Origin of the sequence: Verrucosispora sp. TAA-831 (assembly GCF_050780145.1) — a bacterium.
Taxonomy (GTDB): Bacteria; Actinomycetota; Actinomycetes; order Mycobacteriales; family Micromonosporaceae; genus Micromonospora.
The window spans coordinates 1,076,446-1,090,144 of record NZ_CP192240.1; the positions used below are offsets into that span (position 1 = coordinate 1,076,446).

Sequence of the window (13,699 nt, forward strand, 5' to 3'; positions counted from 1 at the left end):
AGTTACACCGCGTAGACTCACCACCCGTGATTCAGCTTGAGCAAGTGACGAAGACGTACCCGAAGGCGTCGCGGCCTTCGCTCGACAACGTGTCCGTGTCGATCGACAAGGGCGAGTTCGTCTTCTTCATCGGCCCATCCGGCTCCGGCAAGTCCACGATCATCAAGATGCTGCTGCACGAGGTGGCCCCCAACAAGGGCCGCGTCGTGGTGAACGGCAAGGACGTCACGTCGATGCGGTCCTGGAAGCGCCCGCACTTCCGCCGCTCGATCGGCTGCGTCTTCCAGGACTTCCGGCTGCTGCCGAACCGCACCGCGTACGAGAACGTGGCCTTCGCGCTCGAGGTGATCGGCAAGACCAAGGCGGTGGCCCGCCGGGTCGTGCCGGAGGTCCTGGAGCTGGTCGGCCTCGGCGGCAAGGAGCACCGTTACCCGCACGAGCTCTCCGGTGGTGAGCAGCAGCGTGTGGCGGTGGCCCGGGCGTTCGTGAACCGCCCGCTGATCCTGCTGGCGGACGAGCCGACCGGAAACCTGGACCCGGACACCTCCATCGAGATCATGCGCCTGCTGGACCGGATCAACCGCACCGGCACGACCGTCGTGATGGTCACGCACGACTCCAACATCGTGAACCAGATGCGGCGCCGCGTCATCGAGATCGAGAGTGGGCGCATCGTTCGCGACCAGGCCCGCGGCGTCTACGGGTGACGAGCGCAACCCACCGCACCCCGATCTGACGACGAACACCTCACGCCGGAGAGCCGGAGGAAATCCCGATGCGGATGAAATACGTCATGTCCGAGGTACTGGTCGGACTGTGGCGCAACGTGACCATGACCATCGCGATGATCATCACGATGGGGGTCTCGCTGACCATGCTCGGCGCCAGCGGCCTGATCTACACCAAGGTCGCCGACATGAAGCAGTTGTACTTCGAGAACATCGAGGTTTCGATCTTCCTCGAGGCCGACGTCACCGAGGAGCAGCGGACCGCGATCGCCGGCCAACTGGACGCCGACCCGCTGATCTCGCAGGTCACCTACGTCAACAAGGACGAGGCGTTCCAGCGTTTCCAGGAGATGTTCCGCGACTCGCCGGACCTGCTCAGCGCGGTCAAGGCCGACCAGCTTCCCGAGTCGTACCGGCTCCGGCTGGTGGACCCGGAGCAGTACCGGACCATCGCCGACCAGTACACCGGGACGGCCGGGGTCGACCAGGTCGTCGACCAGAGTCAGGTGCTCGACAAGATCTTCAACCTGTTCACCGCCGGGCAGAACATCGCCCTCGTCGCGGCCATCGCGATGGCTGTCGCGGCGCTGCTGCTGGTGGCCAACACGATCCAGGTGGCGGCGTACAGCAAGCGGCGTGAGGTCGCGGTCATGAAGCTGGTCGGTGCCTCCAACTGGTTCATCCAGGCACCCTTCGTGCTGGAGGCGGTGGTCGCGGGTCTGATCGGCTCGGTCCTCGGCCTCGGGGCGCTGGTCGCGTTGAAGGTGTTCCTGTTCGACGGCGCGCTCAGCGCGCTCCAGGGACTCTTCGCGCCGGTGAGCTGGGGCGAGATCCTGCTGACCTTCCCGGTGATGGCCGGTGTCGGTGGTCTGATCAGTGCGGTCACCGCCTGGGTCACCCTCCGGTTCTACCTGCGGGTCTAGCTCTCCTCGACAGGGCCCGTCGGCGTCGGAATAAACGACGCGGGCGGGCCCTTGTCGTTCGGGTAGCATGATCTCCGCTCTGCGGCGGGCCACGTCGCCGGTCGGGGCGTTGACGAGAGAGGGGGCCGCCGATGCCACGGGAAAAGGGGCGCAAGATCGTCGCCTCCAACAAGAAGGCCCGACACGACTACGCCATCCTCGACACGTACGAGGCGGGCATGGCGTTGACCGGCACCGAGGTCAAGTCGCTGCGGGCCGGGCGGGCGTCGCTGGTCGACGCGTTCGCCCAGGAGCGCGACGGTGAGATGTATCTGCACGGCATGCACATCCCCGAGTACACCCAGGGCACCTGGACCAACCACGAGCCCCGGCGGACCCGCAAGCTGCTGCTCAAGCGGCTGGAGATCGACCGGCTGATCGGCAAGATCCGGGAGAGCGGTCTGACGCTGGTGCCGTTGCAGGTCTACTTCCACGACGGCTGGGCCAAGGTGGAGATCGGCCTCGCCAAGGGCAAGAAGGCGTACGACAAGCGCCAGGACCTCGCCAAGCGGGACGCAGATCGGGAGATCGCGCGGGCCGTCGGTCGGCGCGGTAAAGGGATGGATGGTTGATTTGTCCGGATTCTCCGGTTCCTGGTCGATCGACCCGGGCTCGGGATGAATCCGGTTGCGGCAGGCGTTAGGCTTGTCGGAGTCGCCGGAGATCCGGCGGCACGTCGAGGGGGTGACTGGTTTCGACTTCGTGTGTTGCGGCAGGGGAAGCGAGCCGAGGAAGCCGACGTCGTCTCGAGAATCGTTCGTCGGAAACCAATAAGCGCCAAGAACAATCGCGCTGACTTCGCTCTCGCCGCCTGAGGCGAGTAGCAAGTCTGTCGGCCTGGGAGCGCCTTCGACCCAGATAGCCGGCATCAGCTAGAAGGCTGGCCAACCGGACCCGGTCGCGGGGTCCGTGCGGCGAGATCAATCAGCGACTGGGCCCGTCACACCGACTCGCTCGCGTGATCGGAGGGGCCGAGTAGAGGCACAGCGAGCTGCGCTCGGAGAAGCCCTGACAAGGCAGCGAAGGACCCGGGTTCGATTCCCGGCACCTCCACCCCCGTACTGCGCGCCCCGGTCGTCACGACCGGGGCGCGCAGTCGTTCCCGCTCCGATTGCGGAACCCCGTCGGGCGTGCACCCGTCGAACCCGGTATGCGCCGATCACTCGCCCTGTTGGGCCTGCCCCTGATGATGATCGTGGCCGGGTGCGCCCCGGTGGGTACCGAGCCGGACGAGTCCGGTGCCGCCTCCGGCGGATCGGGTGGCCCGCAGGACCGTCCGGGGGCGTTCACCCAACGGGCGGCGGCCGTGGCGCAGGCGTGGCAGCCCGACGACGCGTGGACCACGGGCTTCGTGCCGTTGCAGGAACCCACCGTGCTCGTCGGCGAGCCCGACTTCACCCCGCAGACCAAGACCGCCTTCCAGGCCGGGTGGTACCGCGCCACCGTGGACCTGCCCGACCGGAAGCCGGCCGAGGGGACCGTACGCTTCCCGCACGGATCGACGCGGGTGCCGCTGGTCAGCGCGGCACAGGCGTACCGCGAACTGCGCCAGGGCGACCCCGGTGCCTGTCCGGGTCCGACGGACCCCGCCATCCCACCGGCGCCCGCGCCGGGTGGGGGACCGGACGGCGCGGTCGGCAGCCGGCCGCAGGGTGACTGTGTCGCGCTCACCGTGACCAGGGTCGAACTGGGCACCGCGCCGGTGCACACCACCCGGGGAGCGGCGCAGGTGCCGGCGTGGCTGTTCACCGTGCCGGAGATCGGCGCGGTGGTGGCCCGGGTCGCGGTCGCGGCCGAGGCCGTCGCCACCCCGCCGGCACCGGTGCCGCCGTCCGGGCCGCCGGAGCCGGGCCTGGTGGGCGCGCAGGACATCGAGGCGATCGAGGGGGCGACGCTTCGCTACCGGCTCGGGGTGGGTAGCTGCGACACCGAGATCACCCCGCTGGTCTGGGAACGGGACCACGTGATCGTGGTGGGCGGCACGGTCGTGCCGCCGACCGGCGGCTGCGACGAGATGCTCAACCTGCACCCGGCCGAGGTGACGCTGAAGGCTCCGCTGGGCGCGCGCCCCGTCCTGGACGTGCTCAGCGGTTCCCCGCTCCGCGTCGCCGCCGGCTGACGGGTGTGTGTAAGGAGGGGTCCCCTGCTAACGCCGTGTGCATAGCAGGGGACCCCTCCTTACGACACCGACGTCAGAGGATCGGGGGGATGTCGGTGCGGATGGGGACGGGCAGCACGGTCGGGCCGTCGGCGCGCAGCGCGGTGCCGAGGGCCGCGCCGAGTGCGTCCGGGGTGTCGACCACGGCGGCGGCGCAGCCGTAGCCGCGCGCGATCGCGGCGATGTCCAGTCCGGGCAGGTCCAGTCCGGGTACGCCGGGTGTCTGCTTGAGGTCGGCGAACGCCTTCAGGATGGCGTACTGCTGGTTCACCGGCACCACCACGGCCAGCGGCAGCCGCAGTTGGGCGGCGGTCCACAGCGCCTGCACGGAGTAGTGGAACGAGCCGTCGCCGATCACCGCGACCACCGGCCGGTGTCGGCCGGTGTCATGTTGCGCCAGCGCGATGCCGACCGCCGCCGGCAGCCCGTAACCGAGCCCGCCGCTGGCCATGGTGAAGTACGACCCGGGTCGGGTGAACCGCAGCCGCCGCCGGAGCGCGGCCAGGTTCGACGGGGACTCCTGCACCAGCACCCCGTCCTCGGGCCAGTGTGCGGCCAACGCGGCGAAGAGGGCGTCGGCACTGAGCGGGACGCCGTCCGTCATCGCCGGGGACTCGGCGCGGACCGGCGGCGCGGGCCGGTCGGTGGGCGGCACCCGGTCGGCCAGCGCGGCGAGGGCGAGCCCGGCGTCGCCGAGCAGGCTGTCACCGACCGGAGCCCGGGCCGCCTCCTCCGGGTCGTCGGTGACGTGCAGCAGACGGACGCCGTCGGGCAGCGTCTCGCCCGGTACGTGCGGGTAGTAGCGGAACACCGGGGCGCCGACCACCAGCACCGTGTCGTGCCCGCGGAGGCGCTCGGCCAGCGGGGCGATCGCGAAGGGCAGCACACCCTGGAAGTGCGGGTGGTCCTCGGGGAATGCGGTCCGTTCCGGTGCGGGTGCCGTCCAGACCGGGGCGGCCAGCCGCTCCGCCAGGGTGACGGCGTGCTCCCACGCCCCGGCACGGTCCACCGCCGCGCCGAGCACGATCACCGGTGACCGGCTGTCCGCCAGCGCCGTGGCGAACTCGGCGAGCCGGTGCGGGTCGGGAGCGAACCGGGTGGCCACCGTCCGGGCCTGGGGCGGCGGATCGGCGGGCTGGGCCCAGTCGTCCAGCGGCAGGGAGAGGAAGACCGGCCCGGTGGGCGGTTGGACGGCGGTGGCGTACGCGCGCATCAGCGCCGCCGGTACGTCCTGCGCGCGGACCGGTTCGTGGGCCCACTTGACGTACGGCTGGGGCAACTCGGTGGGGTGTCGGGCGGCGAGCCGGGGTTCGAGCAGCAGCATCTCCCGGGTCTGCTGGCCGGCGGTGACGATCAGCGGGGTCTTGTTGTGCCAGGCGGTGACGATGTTGCCCATGGCGTTGCCGGTGCCCGGCGCGGTGTGCAGGTTGACGTGGGCCGGTGCACCGGTGGCCTGTGCGTACCCGTCGGCCATGCCCACCGCCGACGCCTCCTGGAGGGCCAGCACGTAGTGGAAGTCGTCGGGGAAGTCCTGGAGGAAGGGTTCCTCGGTGGAACCGGGGTTGCCGAAGACGGTGGTCATGCCGAGGGCGCGGAGCAGCTCGTAGGTGGTGTCCCGGACCGTTGTCATCGCCTTCGAATCTATCCGGGCGACCGGGTTGTCCAGGGCTTTTCGCGTCTGCCCGGCGGCCCGTTCCGCTCGCTGCCCCGGCGCTCGGCCCGGTTTGGTCCCGCCCTGCCGGCACCGGTGTCGATCACCCGACGATCAGACCTTCGCGACCGCCGTGGACGCAGGCTATGGTGCCAGGCATGGCAAAGACAGCGGGGATGGTGCCGATCGGGACCGCCGTCCCGATGTGTGATCGCTTCCGCCGTCCGGTACACGGTTGACGGGTGCGGTGATGCAGGGAGAGGGGCAGGCGATCGGCGGACGGGCGACGGAGTCGATGGCGGGCAAGCTGATGGTGGCGACGCCGGCGCTGAAGGACCCGAACTTCGACCGCACAGTCGTGTTGTTGGTCGCGCACGAACCCGGCGGCGCGCTCGGCGTGGTGCTCAACCGGGCGACCGAGGTGGCGGTGGCCGACGTGCTGCGCGACTGGGGTGACCTGGCCCGCCACCCGGCCGTGTTGTTCGAGGGCGGCCCGGTGCAGCCCGACTCGGCGATCTGCCTGGCCCGGATGCGGCAGCCGGTCCGTCGACTCAAGGGCTTCCACCAGGTCTCCGGAGCGGTCGGCACCCTCGACCTCTCGGTCGACCCGCAGCGGCTGCGGGAGAGCGTGGAGAGCATCCGGGTCTTCGCCGGGTACGCGGGCTGGGGCGCGGGGCAGTTGGAGCAGGAGATCGAGGACGGCTCCTGGTTCGTGCTGGACGCGCTGCCCGGTGACGCGTTCGTCGACCGCCCGGACGACCTGTGGCCGATGGTGCTGCGCCGGCAGGGCGGCATGATGGCCGCGGTGGCGCACTTCCCACCGGACGTGGCACTGAACTGAGCCCGCCCGCGACGCCGTCTCGCGGGGGACCCCGCGAGATGACCATGCCGACGGCCGTGTGTATAGTTCTTCCAGTGCCCGGGTGACCGGGCGCGACAGCAAGGGGCCGTGGCGCAGCTGGTAGCGCACCACACTGGCAGTGTGGGGGTCAGGGGTTCGAGTCCCCTCGGCTCCACCCTTAAGTAGCAGGTCAAGGGCTTGTTCACCGAGCAGTGGTGGACGAGCCCTTGATCATTTGATCCCCGTTCGATCCCAGGATGGGCCGTACGGTCCGCAGAGCCGATGAGTGGCCGTCGCCACTGGTCCGGTGACGGGCGTGTGGACGGACGGGGGGCGCGGCCTTCGGTCGCCCGCCGCAGTTCGCCGCCCCCTTCACCGCTGCCGCTTCTCCTTCCCCGTCTCATTGGTCGGCCGATCGTGACGCTCGACCGTGCCGGCCCTCGACGGTTGGCGGCAACCGGCTTCGACACAGGTCCCCGCCGGGGTGGACCCGAGAGCAAGGTACTGACACTCGTCAATGTAGGGTTTCGTCGATATGAAGTGATGGGTCGCTGGTGACCCATCGGGGCAGCGCCGCCTCCACGGACGAGACCGACGATGTGTAGGGAGACAGCGCATGAACGACCATCGGGAGGGGCGGCTGCGGATGCGTTGGCGGCGGGCGGCCGGGGCCGCCGTCGCGGCAGCGGCCTCCGTCGGGATCACCGTGCTGGCCGTCGGGTTGACGGCGGGTGCGGCGACGGCGGGCGTCAGCTCCGCCGACCGGGGCACACCGAACGCCTCGGTTGCCGTTGCCGCGACGGTGTCCCGGGTCGCCGCGGGCGACCTGCACACCTGTGCCATCCGCTCCGAAGGAGCGCTCTGGTGCTGGGGCAACAACTTCTACGGCCAGCTCGGCGACGGGACCAACACGGAACGGACCACCCCGGTCCGTATCGGCGACGCCACCACCTGGGTGAGCGTCGACGCCAGCATCAACACCACCTGCGCGGTCCGCACGGAGGGAACGCTGTGGTGCTGGGGCAGCAACCACAACGGGCAACTCGGCGACGGAACGACCACGAAACGGAACAGCCCTGTCCGGGGCGGCGACGGGACCACCTGGGCCGGAGTCAGCGCCGCCGCCAATCACACCTGCGCCGTCCAGACCACCGGCACCCTGTGGTGCTGGGGCGAGAACCGCCACGGTCAGCTCGGCACCGGTCCGACTCCCTTTCTGGCGACCGCCCCGGTGCAGGTCGGCACGGCGACCACCTGGGCGAGCGTCGCGACCGGGTACGCGCACACCTGCGCCACGCGCACCGACCGGACCCTGTGGTGCTGGGGCAGCAGCTCGGACGGGCAGCTCGGTCTCGGCATCCGGGAGTATCGGACGACGCCCACGCAGGTGGGCACCGCGACGACGTGGGCCGGCGTGACGGCCGGGTACGTGCACACCTGCGCGGTCCGCACCGACGGGACGCTGTGGTGTTGGGGCGAGAACGGGTACGGCCAGGTGGGCGGCGGCGTCGGCTCCCAGACCACCCCACTCCAGGTCGGCACCACCACCACCTGGGTGCGGGTCGAGGCGAGCATCGACTCGTCGTGCGCGACGCGCACCGACGGCAGCCTGTGGTGCTGGGGCAAGAACTCGTCCGGGCAGGTCGGCGACGGCACCACCACCCACCGGTCGACCCCGACCCGGGTCGGTAGCGCCACCACCTGGGCGGACAGCCTGGGCGTGTCCTATCACGCCTGCGCGGTGCGCACCGATGACAGCCTGTGGTGCTGGGGCGACAACTCGTTCGGGCAGGTCGGCGACGGCACCACCACGCACCGGTCGACCCCGGTGCAGGCGGCCCTGGCGGGCTGACCGCCACCGGCGATCCAGCGGTGCTGTCGGTTCCCGCCGCTGCCGCGTGGGCGGCGGCACGGACCGACAGCACCGCACCCTCGGCTGGATCGTCCGCTAGGCGCCGCCGCCGCGACGCCGAATTCTGTAAGGCCATTGAACTAATCCGGGTGTCGGACGTAAAGTCGGGTCTCACCGAGCTACGGAGGCATCGCCATGAGTGGCGCCAGGACCCTCGTCGCCGGCGTCGATTCGTCAACCCAGTCGACCAAGTTCGTGGTCTGCGACGCGGAGACCGGCGAGGTGCTCCGCGCGGGCCGCGCCCCACACCCCGACGGCACCGAGATCGATCCACGGTTGTGGTGGACCGCGTACGAGCAGGCCAGCGCCGGTCTGCTGGACGGTGTGGCTGCGATCGGCGTCGGCGGACAGCAGCAGGGCATGGTCTGTCTCGACGAGGCCGACGAGGTGGTGCGGCCCGCCATTCTCTGGAACGACACCCGCTCGGCGCGCGCCGCCGTCGACCTGACCGGCGAGTTCGGTGGACCGAAGGCGTGGGCCGACGCGGTCGGGCTGGTGCCGGTGGCCAGCTTCACGGTCACCAAGCTGCGCTGGTTCTCCCGCGCCGAGCCGGAGCGCGCGGCCCGCACCAGCACGGTGCTGCTGCCGCACGACTGGCTCACCCACCGGCTGCGCGTGGACGGCGGGGAGCCGACGACCGACCGGGGTGAGGCGTCCGGAACCGGCTACTGGTCACCGGCCGCGGGCGCGTACCGGCAGGATCTGGTGCGGCTCGCCTTCGGTCGGGACGTGGCGCTGCCCCGGGTCGCCGGGCCGGCCGAGGTGGTCGGGGAGACCGCCTCCGGCGCGCTGCTCTCGGCCGGCACCGGTGACACGATGGGCGGGGCGCTCGGCGTCGGCCTGCGGCCGGGTGACGTGGTGGTCTCGCTGGGCACCTCGGGGTGCGTGTACGGACTCAGTGACGTACCGACCGCCGACGCGAGCGGGCTGGTGGCCGGGTACGCCGACGCCACCGGCCGGTTCCTGCCGCTGGTGTGCACTCTCAACGCGGCCCGGGTGCTGGTCACGGTCGCCGACCTGCTGGGCCGGTCACTGGCCGAGTTGGACGAGCTGGCGCTCTCGGCGCAACCTGGCGCGGGCGGATTGACCCTGCTGCCGTACCTGGACGGGGAACGTACCCCCAACCTGCCCGATGCGCGCGGTCTGCTCGCCGGCCTGACACGGGCGAACACGTCGGCGGCGAACCTGGCGCGGGCCGCGGTGGAGGGCACGCTCGGCGGAATCGCCGACGCCCTCCACGCGCTCCGTGCCCAGCAAGTCCCGGTCGACCGGGTCTTGCTGATCGGCGGCGCGGCCCAGTCCCGCGCGGTGCGGGCGGTCGCGGCGGGATTGTTCGGCGCGCCGGTGAGCGTGCCGCGCCCTGCCGAGTACGTGGCGCTCGGCGCGGCGCGACAGGCGGCCTGGGCGCTGTCCGGCGGCGCCGAGCCGCCGCCGTGGCCGGTAGAGGCCGAGGAGGTCACCGCCGCCGACACCCCCGAGGTGTACGAGCGCTACGTCGACGTCCGCCACCGGGCACTACCGCTGCTGACGTGACACCGACGGCGCGCAGCGACGGGTAGGACTCACCGGCCGTGGCCGTGGCGACGATGTTCGCGGAAACTGTTATCTCGTCCCGGCCTCGCCGTCTCCTGAGGGGAGGCAACGGCCGGATGTCTCGTCCGCCCGGAGTGCGGTGGCGGTGCGATCACGTGGAGGAGTGGCGGGTATGCGGGTCGGAGACCGGGGTGGCGCGGACGCGAGTCTGGTGATCGCCGCCCGTGCGGGCGAACCACAGGCGCTCGACGCCCTGCTCGCGGCCTCCCTGCCGCTGGTCTACAACGTGGTCGGCCGGGCGTTGCGGGGCCACGCCGACGTCGACGACGTGGTCCAGGAGACGCTGCTGCGCGTCGTGCGGTACCTGACCGAGCTGCGGGACCCGACCGCCTACCGGTCGTGGCTGATCGCCATCGCGGTCCGCCAGGTGCGCGATCGCGAACAACGCCGCCGGACCGCGCAGGAGCACACCTCGGACCTCGACGTCGCGTACGGCGTCCCGGACCCGGCGGCGGACTTCGCCGGGCTGACGATCCTCCGGCTCGGTCTGACCGACCAGCGGCGGGAGGTCGCCGAGGCGACCCGTTGGCTGGACCCCGACGACCAGACGTTGCTGGCGCTCTGGTGGTTGGAGTCGACCGGCGACCTGGACCGCACCGAGCTGGCCGCCGCCCTCGGTCTCACTCCGGCCCACGCGGCGGTCCGGGTGCAGCGGATGAAGGAGCACCTGGAGTCGGCTCGGAGCGTGGTGCACGCGCTGCGGACCACCGACTGCCCCGGGATGCAGGACCTGACCCGGGGCTGGGACGGCCGACCCCACCCGCTGTGGCGCAAGCGTCTGGCCCGCCACGTCCGCGAGTGCGGTCGGTGCGGTGGCTCCGGCGGCGAGCTGTTCCCGGTCGACCGGCTGCTCGCCGGGCTCCCGCTGCTGCCCGTCCCGCCCGGCACCGCCGAGCACGTGCTGGCCCATCTGCCGCTGGCACCCGCCCTCACCCCGAACGTCGCGCCGGTCACCCCACGGGCCGGCGCGGTGAACCCCCACGCTCCGACCTCGGATCCCACGGCGGTCGAGGCGTTCGGGCGCACCGCCGTCGTGCAGACCGGCGGCGGTGCGCCCGGGGGTGTGCACGCGGCCCGTCCGCGCGGGCTGGCCGGTCTCCTGCCGGCCGGCGCGGCGAAGGTCGTCGGGCCGGCCGCCGCCGCCGTCGCGGTGGCCGTCCTCGCCGTCGGGGCCATCGCGGTCGCGCAACGGACCAGCCCCACGTCCGCACCGGCGGCACCACCACCGCCGGTGGCGGCAGCGCCGTTCGAGGCGACCTCACCGTCGGCCTCCCCGGACTCCTCCGCCACGCCGTCGGCGACACCGACCACCCCGGCCGCCGGCACGTCGCCGTCGGCGGGCCCGTCGTCCCGTCCGACCCCCACCGCGGTACGCCCGGCCGCGCCGCCGCCCGCCGCCACCTCGACGAAGAAGGGTGTCGGTGTCTGGACGTTCGACGGGGTCGACCGGGCGCTCGCCGACTCCGGGGCGAGTTGGTACTACACCTGGAGCGTCGCGCACCCGGGCGTGACCACCCCACGCGGCGGCGAGTTCGTGCCGATGATCTGGGGCGCGGACAGCGTCACCGCCGCCAACCTGCGGCAGGCCCGGCAGAACGGGAAGTACCTGCTCGGGTTCAACGAGCCGGACCTGAACGGCCAGGCGAACATGAGCGTGGAGCGGGCGCTGGACCTGTGGCCGCAATTGGAGTCGACCGGCCTGCCGCTGGGCAGCCCGGCGGTGGCCTGGGGTGGGGACCGGCCCGGGGAGTGGCTCGACCGCTTCATGGCCGGTGTGCGGGAACGCGGTCTTCGGGTCGACTTCATCGCCCTGCACTGGTACGGCGGCGACTTCCGCACCGCCAACGCGGTGAGCCAGCTCCGCTCCTACCTCCAGGCGGTGCACGACCGGTACGGGCTGCCGATCTGGCTCACCGAGTTCGCGCTGATCGACTTCTCGAACGGGGTCCGCTTCCCGACCCAGGCACAGCAGGCGGCCTTCCTCACCGAGGCGACCCGGATGCTGCGCGGGCTGCCGTGGCTGCACCGGTACGCCTGGTTCGGGCTGCCCGCCAGCGACAAGGACCAGACCGGCCTGTTCCGTCCCGGTGGCCAGGCCACCGAGGTGGGGCGGGCCTTCCGGGCGGCCCGCTGACCACACCGGCCCGGCCGGGTGGCGGTGCGGTCAGCGCAGGACGAAGTCGAGGGTGGTGACCACGCCGGCCGTGACGGTGGTGGTCTGCGGCTCGCTCGTCCGCTCGCCGGTGTCCACCACGATCTCGTACCGGCCGGGTGGCAGGCGCCACTCGTACCGCCCGGTGTCGCCGGTGAGGACGCCGATCTCACCGATCGCCGGTGCCGGCTCGTCGAGCGGCTCGACCAGCACGGCGGCGCCCTGCACCGGGTCACCGGTGGCGGTGGCGGCGGTGCCGGTCACGATGCCGGTGGTGTCGCTACTGGGTGGCGGCGGTGCCGGCCCGTCGTCCGAAACCGACCGGTCGCCGTGCCACGCCAGCAGACCGGCCCCGATCAGCAGCGGCGCGGCCACCAGCAGGGCGAGCGCCCCGAGGCGCCCCCTGGTCACGCCGGAACCCCGCTTCGCTCGCACATAACTGTCTCCTCGCTTCTGGTGACGGACAGTTACTGGGACGTGCCGGAGTGGCCGTCGGTTCCGTGGGGTGGAGGCGTTCACCCCCACCCCACGTCCGATTCCGGTCAGCCGTTTCGCCAGGTGATCAGGTTGTTGAACACCGACTCGGTGATCCGGGTGCCGTGGTTGTTGGTCGAGTGCGGTGCGGAGCCGTGCACGCCGTACGCGTGGATGGCCATCACGCACTCACCGGTGCAGAACGAGCTGCCGGCCGCCCGGGTCTGGTAGACCGGGCTGCCGCTCTGGCAGCCGAAGGTGTCGTTCTGGTAGAAGAGCTGCTGGTCGTGGGTGACCTGGATGGTCTGCCCGGCGTGCCGCCACTGCTGCCCGAACGTCTTGTCGCACGGGTAGCCGCTGACCGTGCTGGCGGTGCCGGTCAGCGTGGCGCCCTGCCACCAGAAGCCGAACCAGCCGGTGGTGTTGCCGGCGGAGCAGTTGAGCCGGATAGCGCCGTAGTCGTTGGTCTCGTTGCCGCTCTGGGTCCAGCCGGTGACCGAGAGGAGCTGGGTCGCGGTGCAGGTGCCGTACGGGGTCGAGGCCCCGTTGCGGCCGGGGATGATCTGGAAGTCGCCGCGCGGGTAGAAGCCGTTGCCGCCACCGCCGTCGGCACCGCCGCCCGGGTGCACGCAGTGCCCGGCGGTGGCCACGATGCTGGGCCCGTACAGCCAGCCGGTGCATCCCCAGGTGGAGCCGCCGGTGGTCCGCACGATCTGCACGATCGCCCGGGACGGGAAGACCGTGGTCGGGTCGACGCGGACCCGGTTGTCGGTGCCGATCACGCTGAACACACCGGCCGAGGCTCCGCCCGTCTTCAGCGCCTGGCCTCCGGCGTCGAACCGGAGCCCGGGCTGGACGGCCCCGGTGCCGGCGGCACCGGCGCTGCCGGCGCCCCGGGAGCCGTCGATGCCCCGCTGCACGCTGCTGGGCAGGGTGGCGAGGGTGGGTACGGCCCCGGAGTCGGCGACGGCGCCGTGCGACCGGGCGGTGGTGGTGGGTGCCGCGGCGGCCGGCGCGGCGGCGACCACCGACGCCAGCACGGCGGTCAGGCCGACCGCGAGCATGATCCGCAGTCGGGCGGTGATGGACGGTGTGCGGGTCACGTGGGCCCTCCTCATCGAACGGTGACGCTGTCGATGGGGAAGCTATATCGGTCCGGATGATCCAGACTCGTCTCTGTCTGTCCGTCGACACCGTTACGTTCGGTTTCGGACAGAGGGCACACCGT

11 protein-coding genes, 1 tRNA gene and 1 other RNA gene are annotated in these 13,699 nt (G+C 71.9%); 10 read left to right on the plus strand and 3 right to left on the minus strand.

Annotated elements, in window-relative coordinates; genetic code table 11:
- Positions 1 to 26 precede the first annotated feature (26 nt).
- From ftsE to ACQVFL_RS05025, 5 genes are all read left to right on the plus strand, one after another.
- Positions 27 to 707, plus strand: a complete 681-nt coding sequence (gene ftsE, locus ACQVFL_RS05005) for a cell division ATP-binding protein FtsE (protein WP_117229384.1) — start codon at positions 27 to 29, stop codon at positions 705 to 707.
- Between the two features lie 68 nt (positions 708 to 775).
- Positions 776 to 1,651, plus strand: a complete 876-nt coding sequence (ftsX, locus tag ACQVFL_RS05010) for a permease-like cell division protein FtsX (RefSeq protein WP_396696018.1) — start codon at positions 776 to 778, stop codon at positions 1,649 to 1,651.
- A gap of 131 nt (positions 1,652 to 1,782) precedes the next feature.
- Positions 1,783 to 2,262 carry an SsrA-binding protein SmpB gene (smpB, locus tag ACQVFL_RS05015; RefSeq protein WP_431728783.1) on the plus strand — a complete coding sequence of 160 codons (480 nt, stop codon included), beginning with the start codon at positions 1,783 to 1,785 and terminating at the stop codon, positions 2,260 to 2,262.
- A 108-nt stretch (positions 2,263 to 2,370) separates the two neighbouring features.
- Positions 2,371 to 2,746, plus strand: a transfer-messenger RNA (tmRNA) gene (gene ssrA / locus ACQVFL_RS05020).
- A gap of 94 nt (positions 2,747 to 2,840) precedes the next feature.
- Positions 2,841 to 3,809, plus strand: a complete 969-nt coding sequence (locus ACQVFL_RS05025; protein ID WP_431728784.1) for a hypothetical protein — start codon at positions 2,841 to 2,843, stop codon at positions 3,807 to 3,809.
- Between the two features lie 73 nt (positions 3,810 to 3,882).
- Here the strand turns inward: ACQVFL_RS05025 and mdlC are convergent, their stop codons facing one another.
- Entirely contained in the window at positions 3,883 to 5,478 is a 1,596-nt protein-coding gene (mdlC, locus tag ACQVFL_RS05030) for a benzoylformate decarboxylase (protein WP_431728785.1), read from the minus strand.
- Positions 5,479 to 5,749: 271 nt separating this feature from the next.
- Here mdlC and ACQVFL_RS05035 point away from each other — a divergent pair, with 271 nt between their 5' ends.
- The 5 genes from ACQVFL_RS05035 to ACQVFL_RS05055 all read left to right on the plus strand — a co-directional run bounded on the left by ACQVFL_RS05035 (position 5,750) and on the right by ACQVFL_RS05055 (position 11,979).
- Complete coding sequence (locus ACQVFL_RS05035) at positions 5,750 to 6,340, plus strand: YqgE/AlgH family protein (RefSeq protein WP_131053527.1); 591 nt, start codon at positions 5,750 to 5,752, stop codon at positions 6,338 to 6,340.
- A gap of 102 nt (positions 6,341 to 6,442) precedes the next feature.
- Positions 6,443 to 6,515, plus strand: a tRNA-Ala gene (locus ACQVFL_RS05040).
- Positions 6,516 to 6,956: 441 nt separating this feature from the next.
- Positions 6,957 to 8,192, plus strand: a complete 1,236-nt coding sequence (locus ACQVFL_RS05045; protein WP_431728786.1) for an RCC1 domain-containing protein — start codon at positions 6,957 to 6,959, stop codon at positions 8,190 to 8,192.
- Between the two features lie 195 nt (positions 8,193 to 8,387).
- A complete protein-coding gene (gene xylB, locus ACQVFL_RS05050; protein WP_431728787.1) occupies positions 8,388 to 9,785 on the plus strand; it encodes a xylulokinase in 1,398 nt (465 codons plus the stop codon).
- A 172-nt stretch (positions 9,786 to 9,957) separates the two neighbouring features.
- A complete protein-coding gene (locus ACQVFL_RS05055) occupies positions 9,958 to 11,979 on the plus strand; it encodes a sigma-70 family RNA polymerase sigma factor (RefSeq protein ID WP_431728788.1) in 2,022 nt (673 codons plus the stop codon).
- 30 nt (positions 11,980 to 12,009) lie between these two features.
- Here the strand turns inward: ACQVFL_RS05055 and ACQVFL_RS05060 are convergent, their stop codons facing one another.
- Both ACQVFL_RS05060 and ACQVFL_RS05065 read right to left on the minus strand, forming a co-directional pair.
- Entirely contained in the window at positions 12,010 to 12,408 is a 399-nt protein-coding gene (locus ACQVFL_RS05060) for a carboxypeptidase-like regulatory domain-containing protein (protein ID WP_431728789.1), read from the minus strand.
- A gap of 131 nt (positions 12,409 to 12,539) precedes the next feature.
- Positions 12,540 to 13,574: a trypsin-like serine peptidase gene (locus ACQVFL_RS05065; RefSeq protein WP_431728790.1), complete on the minus strand. Its 1,035-nt coding sequence runs from the start codon at positions 13,572 to 13,574 to the stop codon at positions 12,540 to 12,542.
- Positions 13,575 to 13,699 lie beyond the last annotated feature (125 nt).

Bases quoted from the DNA above. Each gene is read 5' to 3' on its own strand.
- ftsX (WP_396696018.1), top strand. From the start codon at position 776: ATGCGGATGAAATACGTCATGTCCGAGGTACTGGTCGGACTGTGGCGC.
- smpB (WP_431728783.1), top strand. From the start codon at position 1,783: ATGCCACGGGAAAAGGGGCGCAAGATCGTCGCCTCCAACAAGAAGGCC.
- ACQVFL_RS05025 (WP_431728784.1), top strand. From the start codon at position 2,841: ATGCGCCGATCACTCGCCCTGTTGGGCCTGCCCCTGATGATGATCGTG.
- mdlC (WP_431728785.1), bottom strand. From the start codon at position 5,478: ATGACAACGGTCCGGGACACCACCTACGAGCTGCTCCGCGCCCTCGGC.
- ACQVFL_RS05035 (WP_131053527.1), top strand. From the start codon at position 5,750: ATGCAGGGAGAGGGGCAGGCGATCGGCGGACGGGCGACGGAGTCGATG.
- ACQVFL_RS05045 (WP_431728786.1), top strand. From the start codon at position 6,957: ATGAACGACCATCGGGAGGGGCGGCTGCGGATGCGTTGGCGGCGGGCG.
- xylB (WP_431728787.1), top strand. From the start codon at position 8,388: ATGAGTGGCGCCAGGACCCTCGTCGCCGGCGTCGATTCGTCAACCCAG.
- ACQVFL_RS05055 (WP_431728788.1), top strand. From the start codon at position 9,958: ATGCGGGTCGGAGACCGGGGTGGCGCGGACGCGAGTCTGGTGATCGCC.